Origin of the sequence: Streptomyces sp. NPDC013457 (assembly GCF_043089925.1) — a bacterium.
In the GTDB taxonomy this organism is placed as follows: Bacteria; Actinomycetota; Actinomycetes; order Streptomycetales; family Streptomycetaceae; genus Streptomyces.
In genome coordinates, this window is the sequence record NZ_JBICBL010000001.1 from 926,714 (window position 1) to 949,669 (window position 22,956).

The 22,956-nt window shown below is 71.8% G+C and carries 23 protein-coding genes; 9 read left to right on the top strand and 14 right to left on the bottom strand.

All coding sequences use genetic code 11. The annotated features are described in order from the left end of the window. Nucleotides 1-20 precede the first annotated feature (20 nt). Nucleotides 21-503: an Appr-1-p processing protein gene (locus tag ACF1G2_RS04120; protein WP_391796734.1), complete on the bottom strand. Its 483-nt coding sequence runs from the start codon at nt 501-503 to the stop codon at nt 21-23. 123 nt (nt 504-626) lie between these two features. Between ACF1G2_RS04120 and ACF1G2_RS04125 the strand changes: the two genes are divergently transcribed. Continuing rightward, entirely contained in the window at nt 627-1,406 is a 780-nt protein-coding gene (locus tag ACF1G2_RS04125) for a MerR family transcriptional regulator (protein WP_391796735.1), read from the top strand. A gap of 427 nt (nt 1,407-1,833) precedes the next feature. On the opposite strand, the gene ACF1G2_RS04130 is transcribed toward ACF1G2_RS04125, so the two are convergent. The 4 genes from ACF1G2_RS04130 to ACF1G2_RS04145 are packed head-to-tail and all read right to left on the bottom strand — an operon-like array spanning nt 1,834 to nt 7,602. Continuing rightward, nucleotides 1,834-4,008 (bottom strand): 3-hydroxyacyl-CoA dehydrogenase NAD-binding domain-containing protein, encoded by a 2,175-nt coding sequence (locus tag ACF1G2_RS04130; protein WP_391796736.1) that lies wholly within the window; start codon nt 4,006-4,008, stop codon nt 1,834-1,836. A 34-nt stretch (nt 4,009-4,042) separates the two neighbouring features. Then, nucleotides 4,043-5,260 carry an acetyl-CoA C-acetyltransferase gene (locus ACF1G2_RS04135; RefSeq protein WP_391796737.1) on the bottom strand — a complete coding sequence of 406 codons (1,218 nt, stop codon included), beginning with the start codon at nt 5,258-5,260 and terminating at the stop codon, nt 4,043-4,045. A gap of 45 nt (nt 5,261-5,305) precedes the next feature. Next, on the bottom strand, nt 5,306-6,448 hold the full coding sequence (locus ACF1G2_RS04140; RefSeq protein WP_391796738.1) for an acyl-CoA dehydrogenase family protein: 1,143 nt from the start codon (nt 6,446-6,448) through the stop codon (nt 5,306-5,308). Next, complete coding sequence (locus ACF1G2_RS04145) at nt 6,445-7,602, bottom strand: CaiB/BaiF CoA transferase family protein (protein ID WP_391796739.1); 1,158 nt, start codon at nt 7,600-7,602, stop codon at nt 6,445-6,447. Before ACF1G2_RS04145 ends, ACF1G2_RS04140 begins: the two co-directional genes overlap by 4 nt. Before the next feature lie 91 nt (nt 7,603-7,693). Here ACF1G2_RS04145 and ACF1G2_RS04150 point away from each other — a divergent pair, with 91 nt between their 5' ends. Together ACF1G2_RS04150 and ACF1G2_RS04155 are read left to right on the top strand one after the other, a co-directional pair. Continuing rightward, nucleotides 7,694-7,918: a hypothetical protein gene (locus tag ACF1G2_RS04150; protein ID WP_391796740.1), complete on the top strand. Its 225-nt coding sequence runs from the start codon at nt 7,694-7,696 to the stop codon at nt 7,916-7,918. Nucleotides 7,919-7,988: 70 nt separating this feature from the next. Further along, nucleotides 7,989-9,194, top strand: coding sequence for a saccharopine dehydrogenase family protein (locus ACF1G2_RS04155; RefSeq protein ID WP_391796741.1), 1,206 nt, complete (start codon nt 7,989-7,991; stop codon nt 9,192-9,194). Nucleotides 9,195-9,253: 59 nt separating this feature from the next. On the opposite strand, the gene ACF1G2_RS04160 is transcribed toward ACF1G2_RS04155, so the two are convergent. From ACF1G2_RS04160 to ACF1G2_RS04170, 3 genes are read right to left on the bottom strand one after another with little or no spacing between them, the layout of a single operon-like run. Next, complete coding sequence (locus tag ACF1G2_RS04160; protein ID WP_391796742.1) at nt 9,254-9,628, bottom strand: VOC family protein; 375 nt, start codon at nt 9,626-9,628, stop codon at nt 9,254-9,256. Further along, nucleotides 9,625-9,759, bottom strand: a complete 135-nt coding sequence (mmpA, locus tag ACF1G2_RS04165) for a morphogenic membrane protein MmpA (RefSeq protein ID WP_391796743.1) — start codon at nt 9,757-9,759, stop codon at nt 9,625-9,627. Before mmpA ends, ACF1G2_RS04160 begins: the two co-directional genes overlap by 4 nt. A gap of 57 nt (nt 9,760-9,816) precedes the next feature. Continuing rightward, a complete protein-coding gene (locus ACF1G2_RS04170; protein WP_391796744.1) occupies nt 9,817-10,512 on the bottom strand; it encodes an endonuclease V in 696 nt (231 codons plus the stop codon). A 102-nt stretch (nt 10,513-10,614) separates the two neighbouring features. On the opposite strand from ACF1G2_RS04170, the gene ACF1G2_RS04175 reads away from it, so the two are divergent. Further along, nucleotides 10,615-10,914, top strand: a complete 300-nt coding sequence (locus tag ACF1G2_RS04175) for a YciI family protein (protein WP_352188189.1) — start codon at nt 10,615-10,617, stop codon at nt 10,912-10,914. A 10-nt stretch (nt 10,915-10,924) separates the two neighbouring features. On the opposite strand, the gene ACF1G2_RS04180 is transcribed toward ACF1G2_RS04175, so the two are convergent. Beyond that, the gene (locus ACF1G2_RS04180) at nt 10,925-12,034 is read right to left on the bottom strand and encodes a WD40/YVTN/BNR-like repeat-containing protein (RefSeq protein WP_391796745.1); all 1,110 of its coding nucleotides are present in this window, start codon (nt 12,032-12,034) and stop codon (nt 10,925-10,927) included. A 183-nt stretch (nt 12,035-12,217) separates the two neighbouring features. On the opposite strand from ACF1G2_RS04180, the gene ACF1G2_RS04185 reads away from it, so the two are divergent. From ACF1G2_RS04185 to ACF1G2_RS04195, 3 genes are all read left to right on the top strand, one after another. Further along, entirely contained in the window at nt 12,218-12,628 is a 411-nt protein-coding gene (locus ACF1G2_RS04185; RefSeq protein ID WP_391796746.1) for an SsgA family sporulation/cell division regulator, read from the top strand. Nucleotides 12,629-12,917: 289 nt separating this feature from the next. After that, the gene (locus tag ACF1G2_RS04190) at nt 12,918-14,552 is read left to right on the top strand and encodes an ABC-F family ATP-binding cassette domain-containing protein (protein WP_391796747.1); all 1,635 of its coding nucleotides are present in this window, start codon (nt 12,918-12,920) and stop codon (nt 14,550-14,552) included. Nucleotides 14,553-14,835: 283 nt separating this feature from the next. After that, nucleotides 14,836-15,810, top strand: coding sequence for an acyl-ACP desaturase (locus tag ACF1G2_RS04195; RefSeq protein ID WP_391796748.1), 975 nt, complete (start codon nt 14,836-14,838; stop codon nt 15,808-15,810). 96 nt (nt 15,811-15,906) lie between these two features. Here the strand turns inward: ACF1G2_RS04195 and ACF1G2_RS04200 are convergent, their stop codons facing one another. The 4 genes from ACF1G2_RS04200 to ligD all read right to left on the bottom strand — a co-directional run bounded on the left by ACF1G2_RS04200 (nt 15,907) and on the right by ligD (nt 19,188). Next, nucleotides 15,907-16,188: a WhiB family transcriptional regulator gene (locus ACF1G2_RS04200; protein ID WP_391796749.1), complete on the bottom strand. Its 282-nt coding sequence runs from the start codon at nt 16,186-16,188 to the stop codon at nt 15,907-15,909. A 100-nt stretch (nt 16,189-16,288) separates the two neighbouring features. Further along, the gene (locus ACF1G2_RS04205) at nt 16,289-17,095 is read right to left on the bottom strand and encodes a VOC family protein (RefSeq protein WP_391796750.1); all 807 of its coding nucleotides are present in this window, start codon (nt 17,093-17,095) and stop codon (nt 16,289-16,291) included. Between the two features lie 78 nt (nt 17,096-17,173). Further along, entirely contained in the window at nt 17,174-17,923 is a 750-nt protein-coding gene (locus ACF1G2_RS04210) for a class I SAM-dependent methyltransferase (RefSeq protein WP_391796751.1), read from the bottom strand. 245 nt (nt 17,924-18,168) lie between these two features. After that, nucleotides 18,169-19,188, bottom strand: coding sequence for a non-homologous end-joining DNA ligase (ligD, locus tag ACF1G2_RS04215; RefSeq protein WP_391796752.1), 1,020 nt, complete (start codon nt 19,186-19,188; stop codon nt 18,169-18,171). A gap of 52 nt (nt 19,189-19,240) precedes the next feature. Between ligD and ACF1G2_RS04220 the strand changes: the two genes are divergently transcribed. Then, complete coding sequence (locus ACF1G2_RS04220; protein WP_391796753.1) at nt 19,241-20,299, top strand: ATP-dependent DNA ligase; 1,059 nt, start codon at nt 19,241-19,243, stop codon at nt 20,297-20,299. Between the two features lie 3 nt (nt 20,300-20,302). On the opposite strand, the gene ACF1G2_RS04225 is transcribed toward ACF1G2_RS04220, so the two are convergent. After that, a complete protein-coding gene (locus ACF1G2_RS04225; protein WP_391796754.1) occupies nt 20,303-22,225 on the bottom strand; it encodes an AMP-dependent synthetase/ligase in 1,923 nt (640 codons plus the stop codon). Between the two features lie 449 nt (nt 22,226-22,674). On the opposite strand from ACF1G2_RS04225, the gene ACF1G2_RS04230 reads away from it, so the two are divergent. Then, nucleotides 22,675-22,926 carry a hypothetical protein gene (locus tag ACF1G2_RS04230; RefSeq protein WP_391796755.1) on the top strand — a complete coding sequence of 84 codons (252 nt, stop codon included), beginning with the start codon at nt 22,675-22,677 and terminating at the stop codon, nt 22,924-22,926. Nucleotides 22,927-22,956: the final 30 nt, after the last annotated feature.

Below are 22,956 nucleotides of genomic sequence, written 5' to 3' on the forward strand. Positions count from 1 at the left end.
CGCGGGACCCGCACGACCGCCTACGCGCCGAAGTCGTACACGGCGACCGGTATCCCCCGCGCCGTGAGCCGCTCGGTGATCAGCGGCTCTACCAGCGACCACTTCCCGCCGGCCAGCCCGCAGCCGATCCGGGGCATGTGCACGGAGGCCCCCAACTCCTCCGCCTTGGCCGCGAGCAGGCCGAGCGCCGCGTCGATCGCCTCGTACCGCACGGGCGCCCCCGTGCTCCGGCCGGTGCGCATCCCGCGCTGGCCGACCAGGTTGGCCACCCAGACGTACGGCCCGACCTGCACGAACTGGGCCGCGCCCAGCGCGAAGTCGTTCCGCGCGCGCTCCCGGTGCCAGCGGCGGTAGGCCGCCTCCGGCTCCGGCCAGCGACGTGACAGCGCCAGCACGAAACCCTTGCCCCAGCCGCCCAGGTCGTTGCAGACATGCGCGATGATCTTGACGCCCTTGCCCTGCGGCGCGGTGGCGTCCCCCCGTACGTACACGATCCCCGACATGTGTTCACCGTAGAGGTCACCACCGACATCGGCCGCACGCTTTTACATCGATGGTGAGACAGCAATACTGTTGCACCGAGGGACGGCACGTCAGGCACGGCACCGGAAGCGAGGCACCTCCAGATGGCCACCGAGACCGAGGCGCAGCCCGAGCAGCCCGAGCAGGCGCCGACGTTCACCGTCGACGAACTGGCCGCCCGGGCGGGAGTCACCGTGCGGACCGTCCGCTTCTACAGCACCAAGGGGCTGCTGCCCCCGCCGGCCATCGGTCCGCGCCGCGTCGGACACTACGGGCCCGGACACCTGTCCCGCCTGGCCCTGATCGAGGAACTCCAGCGACAGGGGATGACTCTCGCGGCCATCGAACGCTATCTGCACCAGCTGCCGCCCGACCTCAGCGAGCGGGACCTGGCCGTGCACCGGGCGCTGATCGCCGCCTGGGCGCCCGAGTCCGCCGAGGAGATCACCCGGCGCGAGCTGGAGCGGCGCGCCGGACGAGCGCTCACCGACGAGGACGTCGACCGCCTCGCGGCCATGGGCGTCCTCGACAGGGGCACCGACCCCGACGTCTTCCGGCTCGACGCCTCGCTGCTGCGGCTCGGCGTCGAGCTGCTCGACGTTCCCATCGCCCACGAGACGATCCTGGCCTCCCGCACCGTCCTGCTGGAGCACGCGCGCGTGGCGGCCCAGGAGCTGTCCCGCCTCTTCCGCGAGGAGGTCTGGAACCCGTACCGGGAGCGGGCCGAGGACCCGGACCACCTCGCCGCGATGAAGTCGCTCTCCGCGCACATGCAGCCCATGGTGATCCAGGCCCTCGTGACGGCCTTCCAGCGTTCCCTCCGGGAGGAGCTGCGGGCGGCGTTCGGTACGGGGACGGCCGCAGGGCCCGCCGCGGAGGACTAGCCGAGCAGCTTCGGCTGGGTTCCCGGCGTCAGGCCGATCCACACGGCGTCGCCCCCGCACGATGTACATGGCGTCGCGTTTCGCCGGCCGCTCGGGTGCGGGCGTCACCGGCTCCTGGGTGAGGCTCGGCGCGGAGCTCGGGCCGTCGTCCTCGCCGTTGCCGGTGTCCGTCGGCGACGGCTCCTCCGCCGGGTCGCCCTCGTCCGGTCGCATCCGCCGAGCAGGGCGACGCACGACGCGCCCACCACCGCGAGCATGACGGCCCTGATCCAGCGACCGGTCCCGTCCCGCATCCGACCTCCTCGATCGTCTGCGAGTGTGGAGAGATCCGGGGCTCCGTCCCCGGCCCCACGCGAGGCGGCCCCGGCGCACCGCCCGATCGGAGGATCGGGCCGGTGCGCCGGGGCCGCTCAGCGGTGCGCGGACGTCACGCGTCCGTGAACACCTCGCCCCGCTCCGCCTTCTCCACCAGCAGCGCCGGCGGCTGGAAGCGCTCGCCGTACTTCTCCGCCAGCTCACGCGCGCGGGCCACGAAGCCGGGCAGCCCACCCTCGTAGCCGTTGATGTACTGGAGCACACCACCGGTCCAGGCGGGGAAGCCGATGCCCATGATGGAGCCGATGTTCGCGTCGGCGACCGAGGTCAGGACGTTCTCCTCCAGGCAGCGGACCGAGTCCAGCGCCTCGGAGAAGAGCATCCGCTCCTTCATGTCCTCGAAGGGGATGTGGACGTCGGACCGGGTGAAGTGCTCACGGAGTCCGGGCCAGAGGCCGACCCGCTTGCCGGTCTCGTCGTACGCGTAGAAGCCCGCGCCCCCGCTGCGTCCCGTACGCCCGAACTCGTCGACCAGACGGTCGATCACCGCGTCCGCGGGGTGCCCGGCCCAGATGCCGCCTGCCTCCTCGATCGCGCGCCGCGTCTCGTTCCGGATCTTCCGGGGCAGGGTGAGGGTCAGCTCGTCCATCAGGGAGAGCACCTTGGCGGGGTAGCCGGCCTGCGCGGCCGCCTGCTCCACGGAGGCGGGGTCGGCGCCCTCGCCGACCATCGCCACGCCCTCGTTGATGAACTGGCCGATCACCCGGGAGGTGAAGAAGCCGCGCGAGTCGTTGACGACGATCGGGGTCTTCTTGATCTGCCGCACCAGGTCGAAGGCGCGGGCCAGTGCCTCGTCACCGGTGCGCTCGCCCTTGATGATCTCCACCAGCGGCATCTTGTCGACCGGCGAGAAGAAGTGCAGTCCGATGAAGTCGACCGGGCGGGAGACGCCCTCGGCGAGCACGGTGATCGGCAGGGTGGAGGTGTTGGAGCAGAGCAGCGCGTCGGGCTCGACGATGTCCTGGATCTCCTCGAAGACCTTGTGCTTGAGCGCGGTGTCCTCGAAGACGGCCTCGATCACCGCGTCGCAGCCGGCCAGGTCGGCCGGGTCGGCGGTCGGGGTGATCAGGGCGAGCAGCTCGTCGGCCTTCTGCTGGGTGGTCCGGCCGCGGGAGACGGCCTTGGCGCACAGCTTCTCGGAGTAGCCCTTGCCCTTGGCCGCCGCCTCCGCCGTGACGTCCTTGAGGACGACCTCGATGCCCGCGCGGGCGCAGGAGTACGCGATGCCGGCGCCCATCATGCCCGCGCCGAGGACGGCGACCTTGCGGACGGGGCGCGGCTCGACGCCCCGGGGACGGTTGGCGCCGGAGTTGACGGCCTGGAGGTCGAAGAAGAAGGCCTGGATCATGTTCTTCGCGGTCTGGCCGGTGACCAGCTCGGTGAAGTAGCGGGCCTCGATGGTGAGCGCGGTCTCGAAGTCGACCTGGGAGCCTTCGACGGCGCAGGCGAGGATGTTGCGCGGGGCCGGGTAGGGCGCGCCGTTCAGCTGCTTCTTCAGGTTGGCCGGGAAGGCCGGCAGGTTGGCGGCGAACCGGGGGTTCGACGGCGTTCCGCCGGGGATCTTGTACCCCTTGACGTCCCAGGGCTGCTGCGACTCGGGGTGCGTGTCGATGAAGGCGCGCGCCTTGGCGAGCATCTCCTCGGGCGTGCCGGCGACCTCGTGGACGAGGCCGTTCTCCAGGGCGCGCTGCGGGGAGTACTGGGTGCCCTGGAGCAGCACCTTCAGCAGGGCGTCGGCGATGCCCATGAGGCGTACGGTACGGGTGACGCCGCCGCCCGCCGGGAGGAGGCCGAGCGTGACCTCGGGCAGGCCGATCCTGGAGCCGGGCGCGTCGAGCGCCACGCGGTGGTGCGAGGCGAGCGCGATCTCGTAACCGCCGCCGAGGGCCGCCCCGTTGATGGCCGCGACGACCGGCTTGCCGAGCGTCTCGATGCGGCGCAGCGAGCGCTTGATCTCGGTGCCGGTGTCGAAGGCGATCCGGGCGTCCTCGGGGCGCAGCCGGATCATGTCCTTGAGGTCGCCGCCCGCGAAGAAGGTCTTCTTCGCGGAGGTGTAGATGATGCCGCGGATGGAGTCCTTCTCGGCCTCGGCGCGGTCGGCGATCGCCGCGATCGAGTCCTTGAACGCCTGGTTCATGGTGTTCGCGGACTGGTTCGGGTCGTCGAGGACGAGGGTGACGACGCCGGACTCGTCCTGCTCCCAGCGGATGGTGGTGCTCTCGCTCATGGTGGTGTCTCCGAAGGTGGGAAGGGAGGGACGGTCAGACGCGCTCGACGACGGTGGCGATGCCCATGCCGCCGCCGACGCACAGCGTGGCCAGGCCGTAGCGCTTGTCCTGGCGCTCCAGCTCGTCGATGAGGGTGCCGAGGATCATCGCGCCGGTCGCGCCGAGGGGGTGGCCGAGCGCGATCGCGCCACCGTTGACGTTGACCTTGTCCAGGCTGATGCCCATGTCCTTGACGAAGCGGAGCACGACACCGGCGAAGGCCTCGTTGATCTCGACGAGGTCGATGTCGTCCATCGTGAGGCCCGCCTTGGCGAGCGCCTTGCGGGTGGCGGGCGCCGGGCCGGTCAGCATGATCGTCGGCTCGGAGCCGGAGACGGCGGCGGCGACGATGCGGGCGCGCGGGGTCAGCCCGTACCGCTCGCCGACCTCCTTGGAGCCGATGGCGACGAGCGAGGCGCCGTCGACGATGCCGGAGGAGTTGCCCGCGTGGTGGACGTGGTCGATCTTCTCCACCCAGTGGTACTTCTGCAGCGCGACCGCGTCGAAGCCGCCCATCTCGCCGATGGTGGCGAAGGAGGGCTTGAGGGCGGCGAGCGAGTCGGCGGTGGTGCCGGGACGCATGAACTCGTCGTGGTCGAGGACGAGCAGGCCGCTGTGGCGGTCCCTGACGGGGACGACGGAGCGGTCGAAGCGGCCGTCCTTCCATGCGGCCGCGGCGCGCTCCTGGGAGAGCGCGGCGTACTCGTCGACGTCGCGGCGGGAGAAGCCCTCGATGGTGGCGATGAGGTCGGCGCCGATGCCCTGGGGCACGAAGCCGGTCTCGTAGTTGGTCATCGGGTCGGCGAACCAGGCGCCGCCGTCGGAGGCCATCGGGACGCGGGACATGGACTCGACGCCACCGGCGAGTACGAGGTCCTCCCAGCCCGAGCGGACCTTCATCGCGGCCATGTTGACGGCTTCGAGACCGGAGGCACAGAAGCGGTTCTCCTGCACACCGGCGACGGTGTCGGGGAGACCCGCGGCGATGGCGGCGATCCGGGCGATGTCGGAGCCCTGGTCGCCGACCGGGCCGACGACACCGAGCACGATGTCGTCGATCGCGGACGGGTCGAGTCCGGGGAACCGGGCCCGGATCTCGTGGATGAGTCCGACGACCAGGTCGATGGGCTTGGTGCCGTGCAGGGCGCCGTTGGCCTTGCCGCGGCCGCGCGGGGTGCGGATCGCGTCGTACACATACGCTTCGGTGCTCACGAGAAGCCTTTCAACGATTCAGCGATGAGGATGAGGAGAGAGGGGTCAGCCCAGCAGGGAACGTCCGATGATCTCCTTCATGATCTCGGTCGTCCCGCCGTAGATGGTCTGGATGCGGCCGTCGGTGAACGCACGGGCGACCGGGAATTCGGCCATGTAGCCGTATCCCCCGTGCAGTTGCAGACAGCGGTCCGCGACCCGCTTCTGCAGCTCGGTGGCCCACCACTTCGCCATGGAGGCGTGGACGGCGTCGAGTTCCCCGTTCGAGTGATCGACGATGCACCGGTCGAGGAACGTCCGGGTGACGGCGCACTCGGTCGCCATCTCCGCGATCTCGAAGCGGATGTGCTGGAGCTTGGCCAGTGGGCGTCCGAAGGCCTCGCGCTCCTTCACGTAGCGCGTGGTGATCTCCAGGAGGTGTTCGGCGGCGGCGATGCCCGCCACGGCGATGGCCATCCGCTCCTGGGCGAGATTGGTCATGAGGTGGACGAAGGCGCCGTTGAGCTCGCCGAGGAGGTTCTCCTTGGGGACCCGGACGTCGTGGAAGAACAGTTCGGCGGTGTCCTGGGACTTCTGGCCGATCTTGTCGAGGTTCCGGCCGCGCTCGAAGCCTTCCATGCCGCGCTCGACGACCAGCAGCGACAGCCCGTGCGCGCCGCCCTCCGGGGTCGTCCTCGCGACGACGATCACCAGGTCGGCGAGGATGCCGTTGGAGATGAACGTCTTGGAGCCGTTGAGCACCCAGTGGTCGCCCCGGTCCTCGGCGCTGGTCCTGATCCCCTGGAGGTCGGAGCCGGCGCCGGGCTCGGTCATCGCGATGGCGGTGATCAGCTCTCCGGTGCAGAACCCGGGAAGCCAGCGGCGCCTCTGCTCCTCGGTGGCGAGCGAGGTGAGGTACGGGCCGATGATGTCGTTGTGCAGGCCGAGGGCTATGCCGGGTGCGCCGGCCCGGGTGAACTCCTCGGCGAGGACCGCGCTGTAGCGGAAGTCGGGATTGCCGCCACCGCCGTACTCCTCGTCGACGGCGAGCCCGAGCAGCCCCTGCCGTCCGGCGGCACGCCAGGCCTCGCGCGCGACGATGCCGTCCTTCTCCCACTGCTCGTAGTGGGGCAGCACCTCCTTGGCGAGGAAGGTGCGGACGGTCTCGCGGAACGCCTCGTGGTCGGCGGTGTAGAGCTGGCGCTTCATGCCTGCGGCTCCTTGGAGGTGAGGGAGGTGACGGCCCAGTCGCGGGCGACCTCGTCGGTGTCGGCGCCGGGCAGGGCGGGGCCGGTGCGCACGGTGCCGGGGGTGGCGGAGAAGCGGGGCGCGGGTGCGGGCTGGGTCTGGCCGGCGTGCTCGACGAAGGTGGCCCGGGCGGCGAGGTGCGGATGGGCGGGGGCCTCCCGGAGCGAGAGGACCGGCGCCACGCAGGCGTCGGTCCCGTCGAAGACGGCCGTCCACTCGTCTCTCGTACGGGTGCGGAAGCGTTCCGCGACGGCGGTGCGCAGCTCGGCCCAGCGTCCGAAGTCCCTGCGGGCGGGGGCCAGGTCCTCGATGCCGAGGAGGCGTACGAACTCGTCGTAGAACTGCTGCTCCAGGGCTCCGACGGCCATGTACCCCCCGTCGGACGTCTCGTAGGTGCCGTAGAAGGGGCAGCCGCCGTCCAGCAGGTTGACGCCGCGCCGGTCCTGCCAGCCGCCGGACGCCAGCATGCCGTGGATCATGGTCGCGAGGTGGGCGGCCCCGTCGACGATGGCTGCGTCGACGACCTGCCCCTCGCCGTGCGCGCGGGCGTGCTGGAGCGCGGCGAGGACGCCGACGACGAGGTAGAGCGAGCCGCCCGCGTAGTCGCCGACGAGGTTGGCGGGGACGGTGGGCGGGCCCTCCGGGTCGGGGCCGATCATCCCGAGGGTGCCGGTGATCGCGAGGTACGCGATGTCGTGTCCCGCGGTGGCGGAAAGCGGCCCGTCCTGTCCCCAGCCGGTCATCCGGCCGTAGACGAGCTTCGGGTTGCGGGCGAGGCAGGCGTCCGGGCCCACACCGAGACGCTCGGCGACGCCGGGGCGGTAGCCCTCGATGAGGATGTCGGCCCGTTCGACCAGGTCGAGGACGGTCGCGGGGCCGCCGTCGGCCTTGAGGTCCACGAGGACGGAGCGCTTGTTGCGGTTGGTGAGGTCGTACGAGGGGTCGATGCCGAGCCCCGAGCCGCCGGGCCGGTCGATCCGTACGACATCGGCGCCGAGGTCGCCGAGGAGCATGGCCGCGAAGGGCCCCGGGCCGATCCCCGCCAGCTCCACCACGCGCACCCCGGCGAGCGGCCCGTTCCGGGCGGTCCGGGTCGGTTCCGTCGACGCCGCCATCAAGCCCCCAGCTGTGTGACACCAATGATGTAACACCGGTGATGCTAGGAACACGTTCCACTCCGCACAAGCCCCCCGGCCGAGCAAGCGCTTGGAAATTCCGTCCGGGAGGAAGAGATCCCGATCTTGCGCCGGTGAAGGCGGATCCGAAGGGCCCGGTCACCTCCCGGAACCGATCGCCTGGATCGAGAAGCTGCGGACCACGCTGGGCGGCGACCGCTCGTTCGCCGACCTGAAGAAGCACGAGACCCTGCTCCCCGGTACGCGGGACCGGATCGACACCTGGATGCAGGGCCACCCCGACGACTACCGCTGACGGACCACGCGCGAGCTACCGCTAGGCTCCGCCGTCTCAGGGGAAGCCGTACGTGAAGGCGAGGGGCTGGATGGACACCGGGAACGGCACGGGACGGGACGCGAGGGAGCGGACGTACGACGTCGTCCTCTTCGGGGCGACGGGGTTCGTGGGCGAGCTCACCGCGGAGTATCTGGCGGAGCACGCGCCGGCCGGGTGCCGGTGGGCGCTCGCCGGGCGCAGCCGCGCCAAGCTCACCGCGCTGCGGGAGCGGCTGGCGGCGCGATGGCCCCGGTGCGCGGAGCTGCCGCTGGTGGTCGCGGACTCCGCGGACGCGGACGCGGTGCGTGAACTCGCCGCGTCCACGCGGGTGGTGGCCACCACCGTGGGCCCGTACGTCTGGTACGGCGAGGGGCTGGTGGCGGCGTGCGCGGAGGCCGGCACGGACTACGTCGACCTCACCGGCGAGAGCGAGTTCGTCGACGAGATGTACGTGAAGTACGACGCGCGGGCCAGGGAGACGGGGGCGCGGATCGTGCACGCCTGCGGCTTCGACTCCGTACCGCACGACCTGGGCGTGTTCTACACCGTCCAGCAGCTGCCCGAGGACGTGCCCCTGCGGATCGACGGATTCGTACGGGCGGGTGCCGTCTTCTCGGGCGGTACGTTCGCATCGGCCCTGACGGCGATGGGACGCGGCCGGGAGATCCTCCGCGCCGCGCACGAACGGCGCCTGCACGAGCCCCGGTTGGTGGGCCGCCGGGCCCGTGCGCCGCTCGGCGGACCGCGCTTCAGCCGGGAGACCGGCACCTGGGCGCTTCCGCTGCCGACCATCGACGCCCAGGTGGTGGAGCGCTCGGCACGGGCCCTTGAGGCGTACGGACCCGACTTCCGCTACCGGCACTACGCCTCGGTCAAGACCCTTCCGATGGCGCTCGGCGGCACCGCCGTCATCGGCGCGGGCGTGGCCGCCGCCCAACTGGCGCCCGTGCGGCGCTGGCTGATGGACCGTTACGAGCCGGGGCAGGGCCCGAGCGCCGAGCGGCGCGCCCGCAGCTGGTTCTCGGTGCGCTTCGTCGGCGAGGGCGGCGGACGGCGGGTCTTCACGGAGGTCTCGGGCGGCGACCCGGGGTACGGCGAGACGGCGAAGATCCTCGCCGAGTCCGCGCTCTGTCTCGCCCTGGACGACCTGCCGAAGACCTCGGGGCAGCTCACCACGGCCGTGGCGATGGGCGACGCCCTGCTCGGCCGGCTCCGCGAGGCCGGCATCCGCTTCCGGGTGGCGCACCGGGGCTGACGCCTGGCCGCAGAGCCAGGGCCGATGCCCTGCCACGGAGCTTCCGGGCGACGCCCGCCTCAGTGGCGTACGAGACAGAAGGGGTGGCCGGCCGGGTCCGCGTAGATCCGCCAGGCTTGGTCGCCGCCCCCGTCGTCGAGCAGCCACGCACCGAGCTCGACGACCGCGTCATGGGCGGCCGCCAGATCGGCCACCCGGACGTCCAGGTGGAACTGCTGCTCCGCCGCGCCCCAGACGGGCGGTCTGTGGTCCGCCACCCCCTGGAACGCGAGCACCGGGGCACCGGCGGCGTCGTGGAGCGTGGCCCAGGCTTCGCCGACGGCCCACTGGGCGTCGGGCCGGTTGATCTCACCGCCGAGCAACTGCTGGTAGAAACGGGCCAGTTCCATGACATCGGTGCAGTCCAGGACGACGCACTGGAGCGTACCGATCACGCCGTCACCCACGCGGCGACGACGTACACCATGGCGCAGAGCCATGCCAGGGCGGCGATGCCGGCGGTGGCGAGCATCGCGACCAGTCCGCGGTCGGCTGATTTCGGCGGGAGGGGTACGGGGCTCGTCATGGACCCCAGCCTGCCGTCCATGATCGTGCCCCGCCATCCGTACGCCTACTCAGTCGCCTACTCAGCTCCCAGGGCGTCCCGTAGGGCGCGGCGGCACAGGGAGTCGGCGTGCCGGGTGCTCTCGGGGATGCGGTAGCGCGGGGCGAGCCGCAGCGTGTGGGCGCAGGCGTTGGCGAGGGAGACCCGATGGCCGACGGAGACGAAGACGGGCTTCACTCCGGCCTGGGTGCGCAGGGCGCGGCCGACCTCCTCCTCACCGGCCATGAGCGGGCTGAAGTCGCCGCGCTCCGGTCCGGGTCGGTCGAAGGCGAAGGTGAAGGGGTTCTTCGCGACGCCGATCGACGGCCGCCCGGTGAGCACACCGAGGTGGCTGGCGAGTCCGAAGCGGCGCGGGTGGGCGAGTCCGTATCCGTCGCAGACGAGCAGCCCGGGGTCGGCGGTCAGCGAGGCGAGCGCGGCGAGCACGGTCGGGATCTCGCGGAAGGCGAGCAGCCCGGGGACGTAGGGGAACGACACCCGGCCGACCGCCGTCGCCTCCTCCACCACGTCGAGCGTCCGGGCGTCCAGCACGACGGCCGCGGCCGCGACGAGGTCGCGCTCGTCGTCGTACGCGACGTCGAGCCCCGTCACATGGCCCGTGCCGGGCGGCGGTCCCGGCTCGTCGAGCACGAGCCGGGAGCGCAGCTCTCCCTGCACGGCGCGGGCCGCCGTCTCGTCGGTGGGCCAGCCGTCGGGAAGGTCGATGATCATCATGATGACGGTCACCCTACGGCCCGTCACCGGGCACCCGGCACCCCTCCGTCCGACTGGCGGGCGTGCTCCCGCCCTTGGGAGGCCGCCGGGTAGCCTGCGGGCATGTTCGTACTGGAATTGACCTATACCGCCCCTGTCGAGCGAGCGGACGCGCTGCTCGACGCGCACGTCGAGTGGCTCGACGCGCAGTACGCCGCCGGCGTGTTCATCGCCTCCGGGCGCAAGAACCCGCGCGACGGCGGCATCGTCCTCGCCTCGGGGGTCGACCGCGCGACGATCGAGAAGATCGTGGCGGCCGACCCGTTCACGGTCGAGGGCGTCTGCGCCTACCGGATCACCGAGTTCTACGCGACCAAGACGGCCGACGCACTCGCTCCGTACCGCGAGCAGCTGCCTTCCTAGCCCTATCCCGCTAGCGCCTGCCGAGGCGGGCGATACGGCCCTTCTCCCCGGAGGCCCAGCACGCGCCGTCCCGCGTGCAGTCGACCGTGTCGTACGAGCCGGTGTCGACGGTCCGCCAGGTACGGCCTCCGTCGGTCGTCAGGTCCGTGCCGGTCGGGCCGACCGCGAGCGCGGCCGAGGAGGAGTGCGGGAGCCAGGCCACGCCCGAGCGGTACGCGGGCGGCGGGGCCGAGGCGGCGCGCCACCGGCGGCCGCCGTCCGCGGTGACCGCGGCCGCCTGCGGCGACGGCTGGTCCTTGCGGTAGTCGCCACCGACCGCGATCCCGTGCGTACGGTCGCGGAAGGCGAGCCCGAAGACGCCCCGCGCCGGGTCGCCCGCCGGGACGGTCGTCTCCGTGACCGTCCAGTTCAGCCCACGGTCGCGGGAGTGCAGCACGCGTGCGGTGGCCCCGCCGCCGGTCGCGAGCCAGACGTCCCTCGGTCCGGAGGAGACCAGGCACTGCCCGCTCGCCGCGAAGCCGGCCTCACCGGGCAGCGCGGCCGGCATCCCCGCGTCCGGCAGCACCGCCCAGGACCGGCCGCCGTCCCGTGTGGAGAGGATGCGGTACTTCCCGTCGACGGGGTCGCTCATGGCGAGTCCGTGCCGGTGGTCGAAGAACGTGATGCAGTCGTAGAAGGCCCGCGGGTCGGTGTTGCGGAAGGACTCCGTCCAGGTGGCGCCGCCGTCGTCGGTGCGCAGCACCCGTGACGCCTCGCCCTCACCGATCGCGAGGACCACGGCGCGCCGGGCGTCGAAGGCCTCCACGTCACGGAGTTCCAGCTCCCCCGCACCGGGTGGTGAGACGTTCCGCCAGCTCCGGCCGCCGTCCGTGGTGCGCAGGACGGTCCCCTTCGATCCCGCGGCCCAGGCGGTCCTGCGGTCGACGGCCGCGAGCCCCCGGAACCGGGCGTCGGTGCCGGTCTCCGTCAGCTGCCAGCCGGCACCCCGCGCCGTGAACGGAGCCCCCGCATCCGGTGCGGGCCACGGCGCGCCGTGCGCGGGGGCCGTCAGGGCCAGCGCGAGAGCCGCCCCGCTCAGCCCCGCCGACATCATTCGTCTCGTCTTCCCCTTGGACGTCATGGCGCCGGAAGCTAGCCCACCCCGCGGACGCCGTCCAGAGCGCCTCGTGTCGCGTGCGACGGGCGGCGAGCGCGGCGGTGACACAGGTCACGTGACCCCCCAGTGCACGTTCCGGCCCCGTCGTTCGTCCTTCCTTGTGTCAGGGAGACGTCAGGAACCGAAGCCGCGCGACAGGAGCTGGCCTTGTCCACCGTCATCGAGCAGGCCGTTCAGGCCCGTCTGGTCGCATCCGCTCCCCGGATGGAAACCGTCCCCGCCACGCTGCGGTACGACCGCGAGGATCCCTTCGCGGTGAGCATGGCGTTCCCGCCGCCCGCGACGCTGGAGGGCGTCGAGGTGTCGTGGGCCTTCGCGCGAGAGCTGCTCGCCGAGGGCATGGACGGGCCGGCCGGGCTCGGGGACGTCCGGGTGCGTCCGTACGGCTACGACCGCACGGTCGTCGAGTTCCACGCGCCCGAGGGGGTGGCCGTGGTGCATGTGCGCACGTCCGAGCTGCGGCTCTTCCTGAAGCGGTCGCAGCATCTGGTGCCGGCCGGGCGTGAGCACCAGTATCTGGACTGGGACCAGGATCTGGCGCAGCTGCTCGACGGCTGACCGCCCGCGGGCCCGTCCGCGACGCGCCGCGTACGACGGCGGCCCGTTAAATCGATTGCCGCCACCCGGCCTCAGGCGTACCGTCCTGACCTGGCCCTGTTGTCGCCCGATCGGAGAAGGCCGTTGCTCGTCTGAGGATGCGAGACACCGTGCCGCGCGTGCCCCTGAGCTGCTTCACGCAGCGCCGCGTGTGCCGTCTTCGCCCTCGGCGTACGAGCATTTCCGCCTGCCCGCGCCCCGGTGTCTCACCCGTTGCCCCAGCCCGCGCTCATGCAACAGGGAGGCCCCCATGGCGACCCATCCCACTTTCATCACCTGCTCCTCCGTCTCGTTCTCCTGGCCGGACGGCACCGAGGTCCTGGACGACTTCCGGCTCGCGGTCGGCCCCGGCCGGACCGGTCTCATCGGCCTGAACGGCTCCGGCAAGTCGACGCTCCTCAAGCTCCTCGCGGGTGAGCTGACACCCGCCGAGGGCACGATCCGTACGGTCGGCGAGGTCGGCTACCTCCCGCAGAACCTCGTCCTCGACACCGCGTTGCGGGTCGACGAGGCGCTGGGGATCGCGGCGACCCGTGCCGCGCTGCACGCCATCGAGGCCGGCGATGTCGCGGAGGAGCACTTCGCGGCGGTCGGCGACGACTGGGACGTGGAGGAAAGGGCCCGCGCCACGCTCGATCAGCTCGGGCTCGGGCACATCGGCCTCGACCGGACCATCGGCGAGGTGTCCGGCGGCGAGTCGGTCCTGCTGCGGCTCGCGGCGCTGCTGCTCGCCCGGCCGGACATCCTGCTGCTCGACGAGCCGACCAACAATCTCGACCTGCACGCCCGCGCCCGGCTCTACGAGGCGGTGGACGCCTGGTCGGGCGTGCTGGTGGTGGTGAGCCACGACCGTCAACTCCTGGAGCGCGTCGACCAGATCGCCGATCTGCGCGAGGGCGAGGTGACCTGGTACGGCGGGACCTACTCCGCCTACGAGGAGGCGCTCGCGGCCGAACAGGAGGCCGCGGAAAGGATGGTGCGGGTCGCCGAGGCCGACGTCCAGCGTCAGAAGCGCGAACTCTCCGACGCCCAGATGAAGTTGGCGCGCCGCAAGCGGTACGGGCAGAAGAGCTTCGAGAACAAGGTCGTACCGAAGATCGTCGCCAACAACCGCAGGGCCGCCGCCCAGGTGTCGGCGGGCAAGCACCGCGCCTTGCACACCGAGCGGCTGGCGGAGGCGCGCGAGCGGCTCGACCTGGCGGAGGAGGCGGTACGGGACGACGACGAGATCCGCATCGAGCTGCCGCGCACCATGGTCCACCCCGGCCGCGAGGTGCTGCGACTGAGCGGTCTCGAGCTGCGGTACGGCGCCCGGGTCGCCGGCGAGTTCGAGTTGCGCGGACCGGAGCGGGTCGCGCTCGTCGGACGGAACGGCGCCGGCAAGTCGACCCTGTTGCGGACGATCGCCGGAGAGCTGGAGCCGGTCACCGGCACGGTCGAGACCCATGTGCCGCTCCGGTTCCTGCCACAGCGGCTCGACGTCCTCGACGACGAGCTCAGCGTGGTGGAGAACGTGGCCCGGTTCGCGCCGGAGGCGACCGCGAACACCGTCAGGGCGCGGCTCGCACGCTTCCTGTTCAGGGGCGCGCGGGCGGACCGGCCGACCGGGACGCTGTCGGGAGGGGAGCGGTTCCGGGCGACGCTGGCGGCGCTGCTGCTCGCCGAGCCGGCCCCGCAGCTGCTGATGCTGGACGAGCCGACCAACAACCTGGACATGGCGTCGGTGCGGAAGCTGACAGCCGCGCTGGAGGCGTACGAGGGGGCGCTGATCGTGGCGAGCCACGACGTGCCGTTCCTGGAGTCGCTGGGGATCACCCGCTGGCTGCTGCTCGACGGCGAGCTGCGGGCGACGAGCGCGGAGGAGGTCGGTTCGGCGGTTCGGTGACGCCCACGAGGGCGGTCGCGCGCTCGGCGGCGCCGGTCTCCGCGGTACGCGCGCTGAGACCGGCCGCCTGCTCTCCGTAGCCATGATCACGCCACCCCCGGTGCGCCCGGCGCCGTGACCTGCCTCTCCGTTCGCCGTCATCAGCAGCGCACATAACGGAACGTAACCGGACATCGCCCGGACGGGCTTGGCCGAGGCCTTACGGGGCCTTAACCTACGGTCTCGTAACCTACGAATCCGTAGGTAATCCCGTATGCCCTCTCTCCGTCCCCAGGAGTTTCCCGTGACGCTCACCTCTCCCCACCTCGGCAGCTCGACAGGGTGGACCGACGCGCGGCTGCTCTACGCGCTGGAAGAGGTGGTGGAGAAGGAGCTCAACCGGCACCTCAAGGTCACCAAGGACTGGATGCCGCACGAGTACGTCCCATGGTCCGACGGCCGGAACTTCCCGGGCTTCTTCGAGGACGGCGAGGCCTGGGACCCGTCCCAGTCCAAGGTCACCGAGGTCGGCAAGATCGCCCTCGTGGTGAACCTGCTCACCGAGGACAACCTGCCCAGCTACCACCACGAGATCGCCTCCCTCTTCGGGCGCGACGGCGCGTGGGGCACCTGGGTGCACCGCTGGACCGCCGAAGAGGGCCGCCACGGCATCGTGATGCGCGACTACCTGCTGGCCTCGCGCGCCGTGGACCCGGACAAGCTGGAGCAGTTCCGGATGGCCCACATGAGCGAGGGCTTCGAGTCGGACAACCGGCACTCGATGCTGCACTCCGTCGCGTACGTCGCCTTCCAGGAGCTCGCGACCCGCATCTCGCACCGGAACACCGGCCACCAGTCCGGCGACCCGGTCTGCGACCGGATGCTGGCGCGCATCGCCACCGACGAGAACCTGCACATGGTCTTCTACCGCAACCTCCTGGGCGCGGCCTTCGAGCTCGCCCCCGACCTGACGATGCAGGCCGTGCGGGACGTCGTCGTGAACTTCCGGATGCCGGGTCACGGCATGCCCGGGTTCGAGCGGGCGGCGGCGCAGATGGCGATCGGCGAGATCTACAACATGCGCATCCACCACGACGACGTGCTGCAGCCGGTGCTGCGCTTCCTCAAGGTGCTCCAGATCGACGGCCTCGGCCCCGAGGGCCTGAAGGCCCAGGAGGAGCTGGGGCTGTACATGAACGGCCTGGACAGCGAGGCCGCGAAGTTCGACGAGAAGCTGGCGGCGCGCAAGGCGCGCATGGCGGCCCGCGCGGCGGGCTGACCCGTAGCGGGCCGACTCGTTTCGGGCTGACCCGTATCGGGCCGACCCGTTTCGGGCTGCCCCGTACCGGGCCGACCTGTATCAGGCCGACCCGTCTCAGGGACGCAGGTGGCGGCGGGCGCCTTCCGTGCGCTTGAGCCGCCCCCGCTCCTTCTCCGAGAGGCCGCCCCACACCCCGAACCGTTCGTCGTGCTCCAGCGCGTACTGGAGGCACGCCACCCGGCCCTCGCACGCCCCGCAGAGCTGCTTCGCCTCGCGCGTCGAGGAGCCGGGGGCGGGGAAGAAGAACTCGGGCCCGGCCTGGGCGCACAGCGCGTTCTCCTGCCAGGACATGTCGGGGGCGGCCGGGGCGGTCATCACAGTGGTGTCGGTCTGCATGGCCGATACGCTGCCGTTCGGCCGTAAACGGTCCATCAACGTTCGATCAATGCGGCGCGCCGGGCGGTCACACGCGCCACTCTCCGGCCGCCTCGACGCTTCACGCCGCCTCGTCGAGCGGGGTGCTCGTGATCACCGCGAATCGCGCGCCGAACGGGTCTGCGAGCTTCGCCATGCGGCCGACGGCCTCCAGCTCCATCGGGGCCAGCCGCACCATGCCGCCGAGGCGCTCGGCCGCCGCCACCGCCGCGTCGGTGTCCGGGACCTCGAAGTAGACCAGCCAGCCCGGACCGCCCTCCGCCTCGACGGGGTCGAGGTCCAGGGGGACGACACCTCCGAACATCCCCTCCTCCCCCAGACCCGCCGGGTAGAGGGTGAGGTACGCCCCGGTGTCCTCCGGCATCGGCATCTCGGCGCTCTCGAGGCCGAAGACGGAGTGGTAGAACGCGACGGCCGCGTCCACGTCCGGGGTGTGGAGCTCGGCCCAGGTCAGGGAGTTCGGCCCGTCGACCAGGTCGAGGCCCTGGAACGTACCCGGCTGCCAGGTGGCGAAGCCGGCGCCCGCGGGGTCGGTGAAGACGGCCATACGGCCGAAGTCGAAGACGTCCATGGGCTCGAACAGCACCGTGCCGCCACCCGCCTGGACGGCCTTGGCGGTCGCCTCCGCGTCCGCCGACCGGAAGTACACGGTCCAGGCGGGCGGGCCGCCCTGCCCGGGCTCGACCTGCATGCCGGCGGCGACCGTCCTGCCGTCGGAGCGGAACATGCCGTACCCGCCCGCCTCGGGCCCCGCGGAGACGAAGTCCCAGCCGAAGACGCCCTGGTAGAAGGCGGCCGCCCGCTCGATGTCCGGGGTGCCGAGGTCGATCCAGTTCGGCGATCCGGTGACGTAGCGCGTGGTGAGCATGGCGCTGCTCCTTCGGAGCTCCCTGGGCGTGTGCGGTGGTGTCTCCGAGTCTCCCCCGGACGCGGGGTCCGCGCGCGGTCAGGTGAGCGGGGCCGGGGCGTCTTCGCGGCGGAACAGGGCCGTCCAGAGGAAGTCCTCGCCGAAGTGCGGGGACTCGGCGGGCTCGTCCCGCATGCGCCGCAGTTCGACCTCCGTCAGGTCGGAGAAGATCCAGCGCAGGGACTCCGGTGTGTAGGCGAGGCCGCCGTGGAGTCCCGGCTCACGGTAGAAGTCGGCGTCCGCGAGCTCCGAGCCCATCGCCCCGGACGCGAAGCACGTCAGGGCGAGCCGCCCGCCGGGCGCGAGCAGCCGCTCGACGAGGGCGAGGTAGCTGACGCGTCGGTGCGGCGGCAGGTGGTGGAAGCAGCCCGAGTCGTAGATCAGGTCGTACGGGCCGGCGAGCGCGCTCCCGGCCAGTTCGAAGGCGTCTCCGTGATGGAACCGGATCTGCGCGCCGGCCTCCTGGGTGCGCTCCCGGGCCCAGGCGATCGCCTCGTCGGAGAGGTCCACGGCATCCACCTCGAAACCCTGGGAGGCGAGATACAGGGAGTTGCGTCCCGGGCCGCAGCCCAGGTCGAGCGCCCGGCCGGGTGCGACCCACCCCCGGTCGACGTACGAGACGAGGCTCTCGTCCGGCTTGGCGACGAAGAAGGGCACCGGCTTGGTGCGGTCGCCGTAGAAGCCGTTCCACCAGCCGGCCGCCTCGGCGGTCCAGCGGTCGGCCTCCGGTGCGAAGAGCCCGTCGAGAAGCCTCAGCACATCGTCGACGTCACGTATGTTCCGGTCCATCCGGCACCCCTTTCCCGATGCCTGAACGGTAGTGGGAATCACGTCGAAAGCCCAGGTCAGAGCCCATTTCAGGAGTGACACCGAAGGCCGTGTACGGCCTTCGGCGGGGAGCGGGCGCGAGGGCCGGTCCACCCACTCGTGATCACCCGTGCGCGCGTGCGGAGACCCCCGTCGAGGGCCGTCGGAAGGCCTTTCCGAGCCGCTCCGGGCGGGGTTTCTCGGTGGTCTTCCGCAGCCGGTCCTCCTCAGTCGCTCTTCTTCGCCCTGCTCGGCTGGACCCGCTTCGGTTCGCCCGGCATCTTCGGGTACTCCGGCGGATACGGCAGATCGCCGAGTCCGTGCTCCGCCTCGTCACGGCGGGCCAGTTCGAGCAGGCTCTCCAGGCTGAACCGGTGGTCGTCCATGCCGGCGTGGACGTCGCCCACCTCCGCGTACCGGGCCGGCATCGTCCTGATGTCGAAGTCCCGTGGTGTCGCGTCGTCGATCTCGTCCCAGTCCAGCGGTGCGGAGACGGGGGCGTGCGGGCGCGGGCGCACGGAGTAGGCGGAGGCGATCGTGCGGTCGCGCGCGGTCTGGTTGTAGTCGACGAAGATCCGCTCGCCGCGCTCCTCCTTCCACCACTTGATCGTCACCTGGTCCGGCATCCGGCGCTCCAGCTCGCGGCCGACGGCGATGGCGGCACGGCGGACCTGGGTGAAGGTCCACTGCGGCTCGATCGGCACGAAGACGTGCAGCCCGCGCCCGCCCGAGGTCTTGGGCCAGCCGCGCAGTCCGTGCTCGTCCAGGACGGCGCGCAGCTCGTGGGCGGCGCGTACGGCGTCGGCGTAGTCGGTGCCGGGCTGGGGGTCGAGGTCGATGCGCAGTTCGTCGGGGTGGTCGGTGTCCTCGCGCCGTACCGGCCACGGGTGGAAGGTCACGGCGCCGAGGTTGGCGGCCCAGATCACGGCCGCGGGCTCGGTCGGGCACATCTCGTCGGCGGACCGGCCGCTGGGGAAGGTGATGTGCGCCGTGGGGATCCACTCCGGCAGGTACTTGGGGGCGCGCTTCTGGAAGAACGACTCGCCGGTCACTCCGTCGGGGTAACGCTCCAGGGTCGTGGGCCGGTTCCGCAGCGCACGGGTGATGCCGTCGCCGACAGCCAGGTAGTAGCTGACCATGTCGAGCTTGGTGTAGCCGTGTTCGGGGAAGTACACCTTGTCCGGATTGGAGACGCGTACCGTCCGCTCTCCGACTTCCAGCTCCACCGCTGCCGCCTTGGTCGCCATGCGAGTCAGCGTAGAGCTCGCCGACATTCCTCGCATACCGGACAATCGGCCCATGGATCTGCCGGTGATGCCACCCGTGAAGCCGATGCTGGCCAAGGCCGTAAAGAAGATTCCGCCGGGCATGCAGTACGAGGCCAAGTGGGACGGCTTCCGGGCCATCGTGCACCGCGACGGACCGGAGCTGGTCATCGGCAGCCGTACGGGCAAGCCGCTGACCCGCTACTTCCCCGAGCTCGTCGAGGCCCTGCTCCCCCGGCTCCCCCAGCGGTGCGTGGTCGACGGCGAAATCGTGATCGAGCACGACGGGCGGCTCGACTTCGACCGGCTCACCGAGCGCATCCACCCCGCCGACTCGCGCGTGCGGATGCTGGCCGAGAGGACCCCGGCCCGGTTCATCGCCTTCGACCTGCTCGCCCTCGGCGACGACTCGCTGCTCGACACGCCCCTCACCGACCGGCGCGCCGCCCTGGAGGAGGCGCTGCGCGGGGTCGACGCCCCGGTCCATCTGGCGCCGGCGACGACGGACCCGGAGCTCGCGGCGCGCTGGTTCGAGCAGTACGAGGGGGCGGGCCTCGACGGGGTGATCGCCAAGCCGCTGGACCTGCCGTACCGGCCGGACGCCCGGCTGATGTACAAGGTCAAGCACGAGCGCACGGCCGACGTGGTCGTGGCCGGCTACCGCTTCCACAAGAGCGGCCCGGTGGTCGGCTCACTGCTGCTCGGCCTGTACGACGACGGCGGCACGCTCCAGCACGTCGGGGTCTGCGCGGCCTTCACGGCCAAGCGTCGCGAGGAGCTGATCACCGAACTGGAACCACTGCGGATGGACCCGCCCGACGGACACCCGTGGGCGGCCTGGGCGGAGGAGGCGGCACACGCGGGGGCGCGGCTGCCGGGCGCGCCGAGCCGCTGGTCGGGCAAGAAGGACCTCTCCTGGGTGGCCCTGCGCCCGGAACGGGTCTGCGAGGTGGGGTACGACCACATGGAGGGCGACCGTTTCCGGCACACGGCCCAGTTCAAGCGCTGGCGGCCGGACCGCGCGCCGGAGTCCTGCGGCTACGCGCAGCTGGAGGAGCCGGTCTCGTACGACCTCGCCGAGGTGCTGGCGTAGCCGTCAGCGGTACAGCGCCTCGATCTCCGCCGCGAACGCGGCCGTGACCGCGTGCCGCTTCACCTTGAGCGAGGGGGTGAGCATCCCGTTCTCCTCGCTGAACTCCCCCTCCACGACACGGAACCGGCGGATCGACTCGGCCCGGGAGACGGCGCGGTTGGCGTGGTCGACGGCCTTCTGGATGTCGGCGAGCAGCTCGGGATCCTCGCGGAGCACGGCCGTGGGGGTGTCCGCCGGGCGCCTGCGTACGGACAGCCAGTGCCGCATCGCCTCCGGGTCGAGGGTGACGAGCGCCGCGATGTACGGACGGTTGTCACCGACGACGAGACACTGGCCGACCGGCGGGCGGCTGCGCAGCCGGTCCTCCAGGACGGCCGGGGAGACGTTCTTGCCGCCGGAGGTGACCAGGATGTCCTTCTTGCGGCCGGTGATGACGAGATATCCGTCGTCGTCGAGGGCGCCGAGGTCGCCGGTGGCCAGCCAGCCGTCCCGCAGCACCTCCTCGGTGGCCTCGGGGTTGTTCCAGTACGCGGTGAAGACGATGGGGCCCTTGATCAGCACCTCTCCGTCGTCGGCGATGCGCACGGCGATGCCGGGCACAGGGCGGCCGACCGTCCCGGGGCGCGGGTGCAGCGGCGGGGTGACGGTGGCGGCCGCGCTCGTCTCGGTGAGGCCGTAGCCCTCGTAGACGAGGACACCGGCGGCGTAGAAGAACCGGCTCAGGCGCGCGTCCAGCGGGGAGCCGCCGCTGATGGCGTACCGGAGGTTGCCGCCCAGCTCCTTGCGTATGCGCCGGTAGACGAGCAGGTCGTAGAGCGCCCAGGCGGCGGACAGTCCAGGACCGGGGCGGGGGCCCTCGCCGAGGACGTGGCGCAGGACCGTCTCGCCGTAGCGGACGGCGACGGCGTCGGCCCGGTCGAAGGAGGCACCGCGGCCGAGCTTCTCGGCGGTGGCCCGGCCGGTGTCGTGGATCTTCTCGAAGAGGTAGGGCACGCCGACGACGAAGGTCGGCCGGAACCGGCGCAGTTCGGGCCGGAGTTCGTCGGGCGTGATGCTGGGGAAGTGGCCTATCTCGATGCGCGCCATGAGGCAGGCGAGCTGGATGACGCGTCCGAGTATGTGGGCGAGCGGCAGGAAGAGGAGGGTGGAGGCCGCCTGGCCGGTGACCGCCTTGAAGACCGGATGCAGCAGCTCGACGGTGGCGCGGGCCTCGGCGTGGAGGTTGCCGTGGGTGAGGGCGCAGCCCTTGGGGCGGCCGGTCGTGCCGGAGGTGTAGCAGAGCGTCGCGACGGTGTCCGCCGCGAGGGCGGCGCGCAGCTTGGCCGGCGCCTCGTCCGCGACCTCCGTACCGAGCGCGGCGAGTTCGGCGAGGCCGCCGGAGTCGGTCTGCCAGACGCGGACCGGCTCGGACGGTGCGGGCAGCGCGGCGGCCGCCGCGCGGACGGTGGCGGTGTGCTCGGCGGTCTCGGTGACGACGTGGCGGGCGCCGGAGTCCTCCAGGATCCAGGTGATCTGGTCCGCCGAGGAGGTGGGGTAGATCGGGACGGTCTGCGCGCCGGCCGACCAGACGGCGAAGTCGAGCACGGCCCAGGCATAGCTCGTACGCGCCATCAGCCCGACGCGTCCGCCGGGCTCGACTCCGGCGGCGATCAGCCCCTTCGCCACGGCCAGGACGTCCCCGGCGAACTCGGCCGCGGTGACGGTCCGCCAGTTCCCGTGCTCACGGCGGCGCATGACCACCGCACCGGGGTCCACGGCCGCGTGGGCGAAGGGGATGTCCGCAGGGGTGCCGGAGGGCGGCGGCCCGGGCGGGAGAGCCGTGCGCGCCTCGCGTACGACCCCGTCCTCGCGTACGAGCTCGACGGGGAACCGGTCGCGCAGTTCGGGGCGCTTCCTGGCCTGCCTCAAGTCCTTGCGTACGCCCATGACGTGGCTCCTGTTCGCGGCGAGCGGGCGGGGAGTGTGCGGGACCTCCGGACTTACCGACAAGTCAACTTACTTGACCGTAACCAGATTTCAACCGCCCCCACACGATCGCTCCGCACGAGAGGCACACGCGACGGGCCGCAGCGCCGGGAGTGAGATGCTTCACACTCCCACCCGGCCGCCCGATCTCGCGTTCGGTGGACAACCGAGCGATACAGAGGGTCGTTTCAGAAGGAAGATCGCCCCCCGCGGCGCGCACCTGCGGGAACACCGGAAGGCGCGGTGCGGCGGGTACCCGGGCCGGGTCCGGCTCGTCCGCACACCTCGCCGAACGGAGGACACACCGTTGCCTCACGGAGACATACCCGTCTCCGAACCCGGAACGCCATCCTGTACGTATTGGAGAGGGAGACCCCACCCCCGACATCCGTACCCACAAGGACTGGCCCGTGATCACCTCGCCCTCGCCCCTCGTACCCGTCCCGATCCCCGACCGTGTGGCCGCCATGATCGGGTCCTGCCTGCCGCTGCACGTCCTGCAGGCGGAGATCGACGCCGACTGCGCGGCGCGCGAGGTGCTGCGCTTCCGGGGGCCGCTCTGCGCGGAGGACCGGGCGGACCGGGAGCACGCACTCTCCACGCTCGCCCGGGCGAACAAGATCCTGGCCAAGCACCACCCGCTGCTTCCGGTCACCCACTAGTCCCCGGGGCCCCGTTAGCCCGTTCGGGGC

What these genes read in the sequence shown, in the direction of transcription:
- ACF1G2_RS04120 (WP_391796734.1), bottom strand. Translation starts at nt 503, where the DNA reads ATGTCGGGGATCGTGTACGTACGGGGGGACGCCACCGCGCCGCAGGGC.
- ACF1G2_RS04125 (WP_391796735.1), top strand. Translation starts at nt 627, where the DNA reads ATGGCCACCGAGACCGAGGCGCAGCCCGAGCAGCCCGAGCAGGCGCCG.
- ACF1G2_RS04130 (WP_391796736.1), bottom strand. Translation starts at nt 4,008, where the DNA reads ATGAGCGAGAGCACCACCATCCGCTGGGAGCAGGACGAGTCCGGCGTC.
- ACF1G2_RS04140 (WP_391796738.1), bottom strand. Translation starts at nt 6,448, where the DNA reads ATGAAGCGCCAGCTCTACACCGCCGACCACGAGGCGTTCCGCGAGACC.
- ACF1G2_RS04145 (WP_391796739.1), bottom strand. Translation starts at nt 7,602, where the DNA reads ATGGCGGCGTCGACGGAACCGACCCGGACCGCCCGGAACGGGCCGCTC.
- ACF1G2_RS04155 (WP_391796741.1), top strand. Translation starts at nt 7,989, where the DNA reads ATGGACACCGGGAACGGCACGGGACGGGACGCGAGGGAGCGGACGTAC.
- mmpA (WP_391796743.1), bottom strand. Translation starts at nt 9,759, where the DNA reads ATGACGAGCCCCGTACCCCTCCCGCCGAAATCAGCCGACCGCGGACTG.
- ACF1G2_RS04170 (WP_391796744.1), bottom strand. Translation starts at nt 10,512, where the DNA reads ATGATGATCATCGACCTTCCCGACGGCTGGCCCACCGACGAGACGGCG.
- ACF1G2_RS04175 (WP_352188189.1), top strand. Translation starts at nt 10,615, where the DNA reads ATGTTCGTACTGGAATTGACCTATACCGCCCCTGTCGAGCGAGCGGAC.
- ACF1G2_RS04180 (WP_391796745.1), bottom strand. Translation starts at nt 12,034, where the DNA reads ATGACGTCCAAGGGGAAGACGAGACGAATGATGTCGGCGGGGCTGAGC.
- ACF1G2_RS04190 (WP_391796747.1), top strand. Translation starts at nt 12,918, where the DNA reads ATGGCGACCCATCCCACTTTCATCACCTGCTCCTCCGTCTCGTTCTCC.
- ACF1G2_RS04200 (WP_391796749.1), bottom strand. Translation starts at nt 16,188, where the DNA reads ATGCAGACCGACACCACTGTGATGACCGCCCCGGCCGCCCCCGACATG.
- ACF1G2_RS04205 (WP_391796750.1), bottom strand. Translation starts at nt 17,095, where the DNA reads ATGCTCACCACGCGCTACGTCACCGGATCGCCGAACTGGATCGACCTC.
- ACF1G2_RS04210 (WP_391796751.1), bottom strand. Translation starts at nt 17,923, where the DNA reads ATGGACCGGAACATACGTGACGTCGACGATGTGCTGAGGCTTCTCGAC.
- ligD (WP_391796752.1), bottom strand. Translation starts at nt 19,188, where the DNA reads ATGGCGACCAAGGCGGCAGCGGTGGAGCTGGAAGTCGGAGAGCGGACG.
- ACF1G2_RS04220 (WP_391796753.1), top strand. Translation starts at nt 19,241, where the DNA reads ATGGATCTGCCGGTGATGCCACCCGTGAAGCCGATGCTGGCCAAGGCC.
- ACF1G2_RS04225 (WP_391796754.1), bottom strand. Translation starts at nt 22,225, where the DNA reads ATGGGCGTACGCAAGGACTTGAGGCAGGCCAGGAAGCGCCCCGAACTG.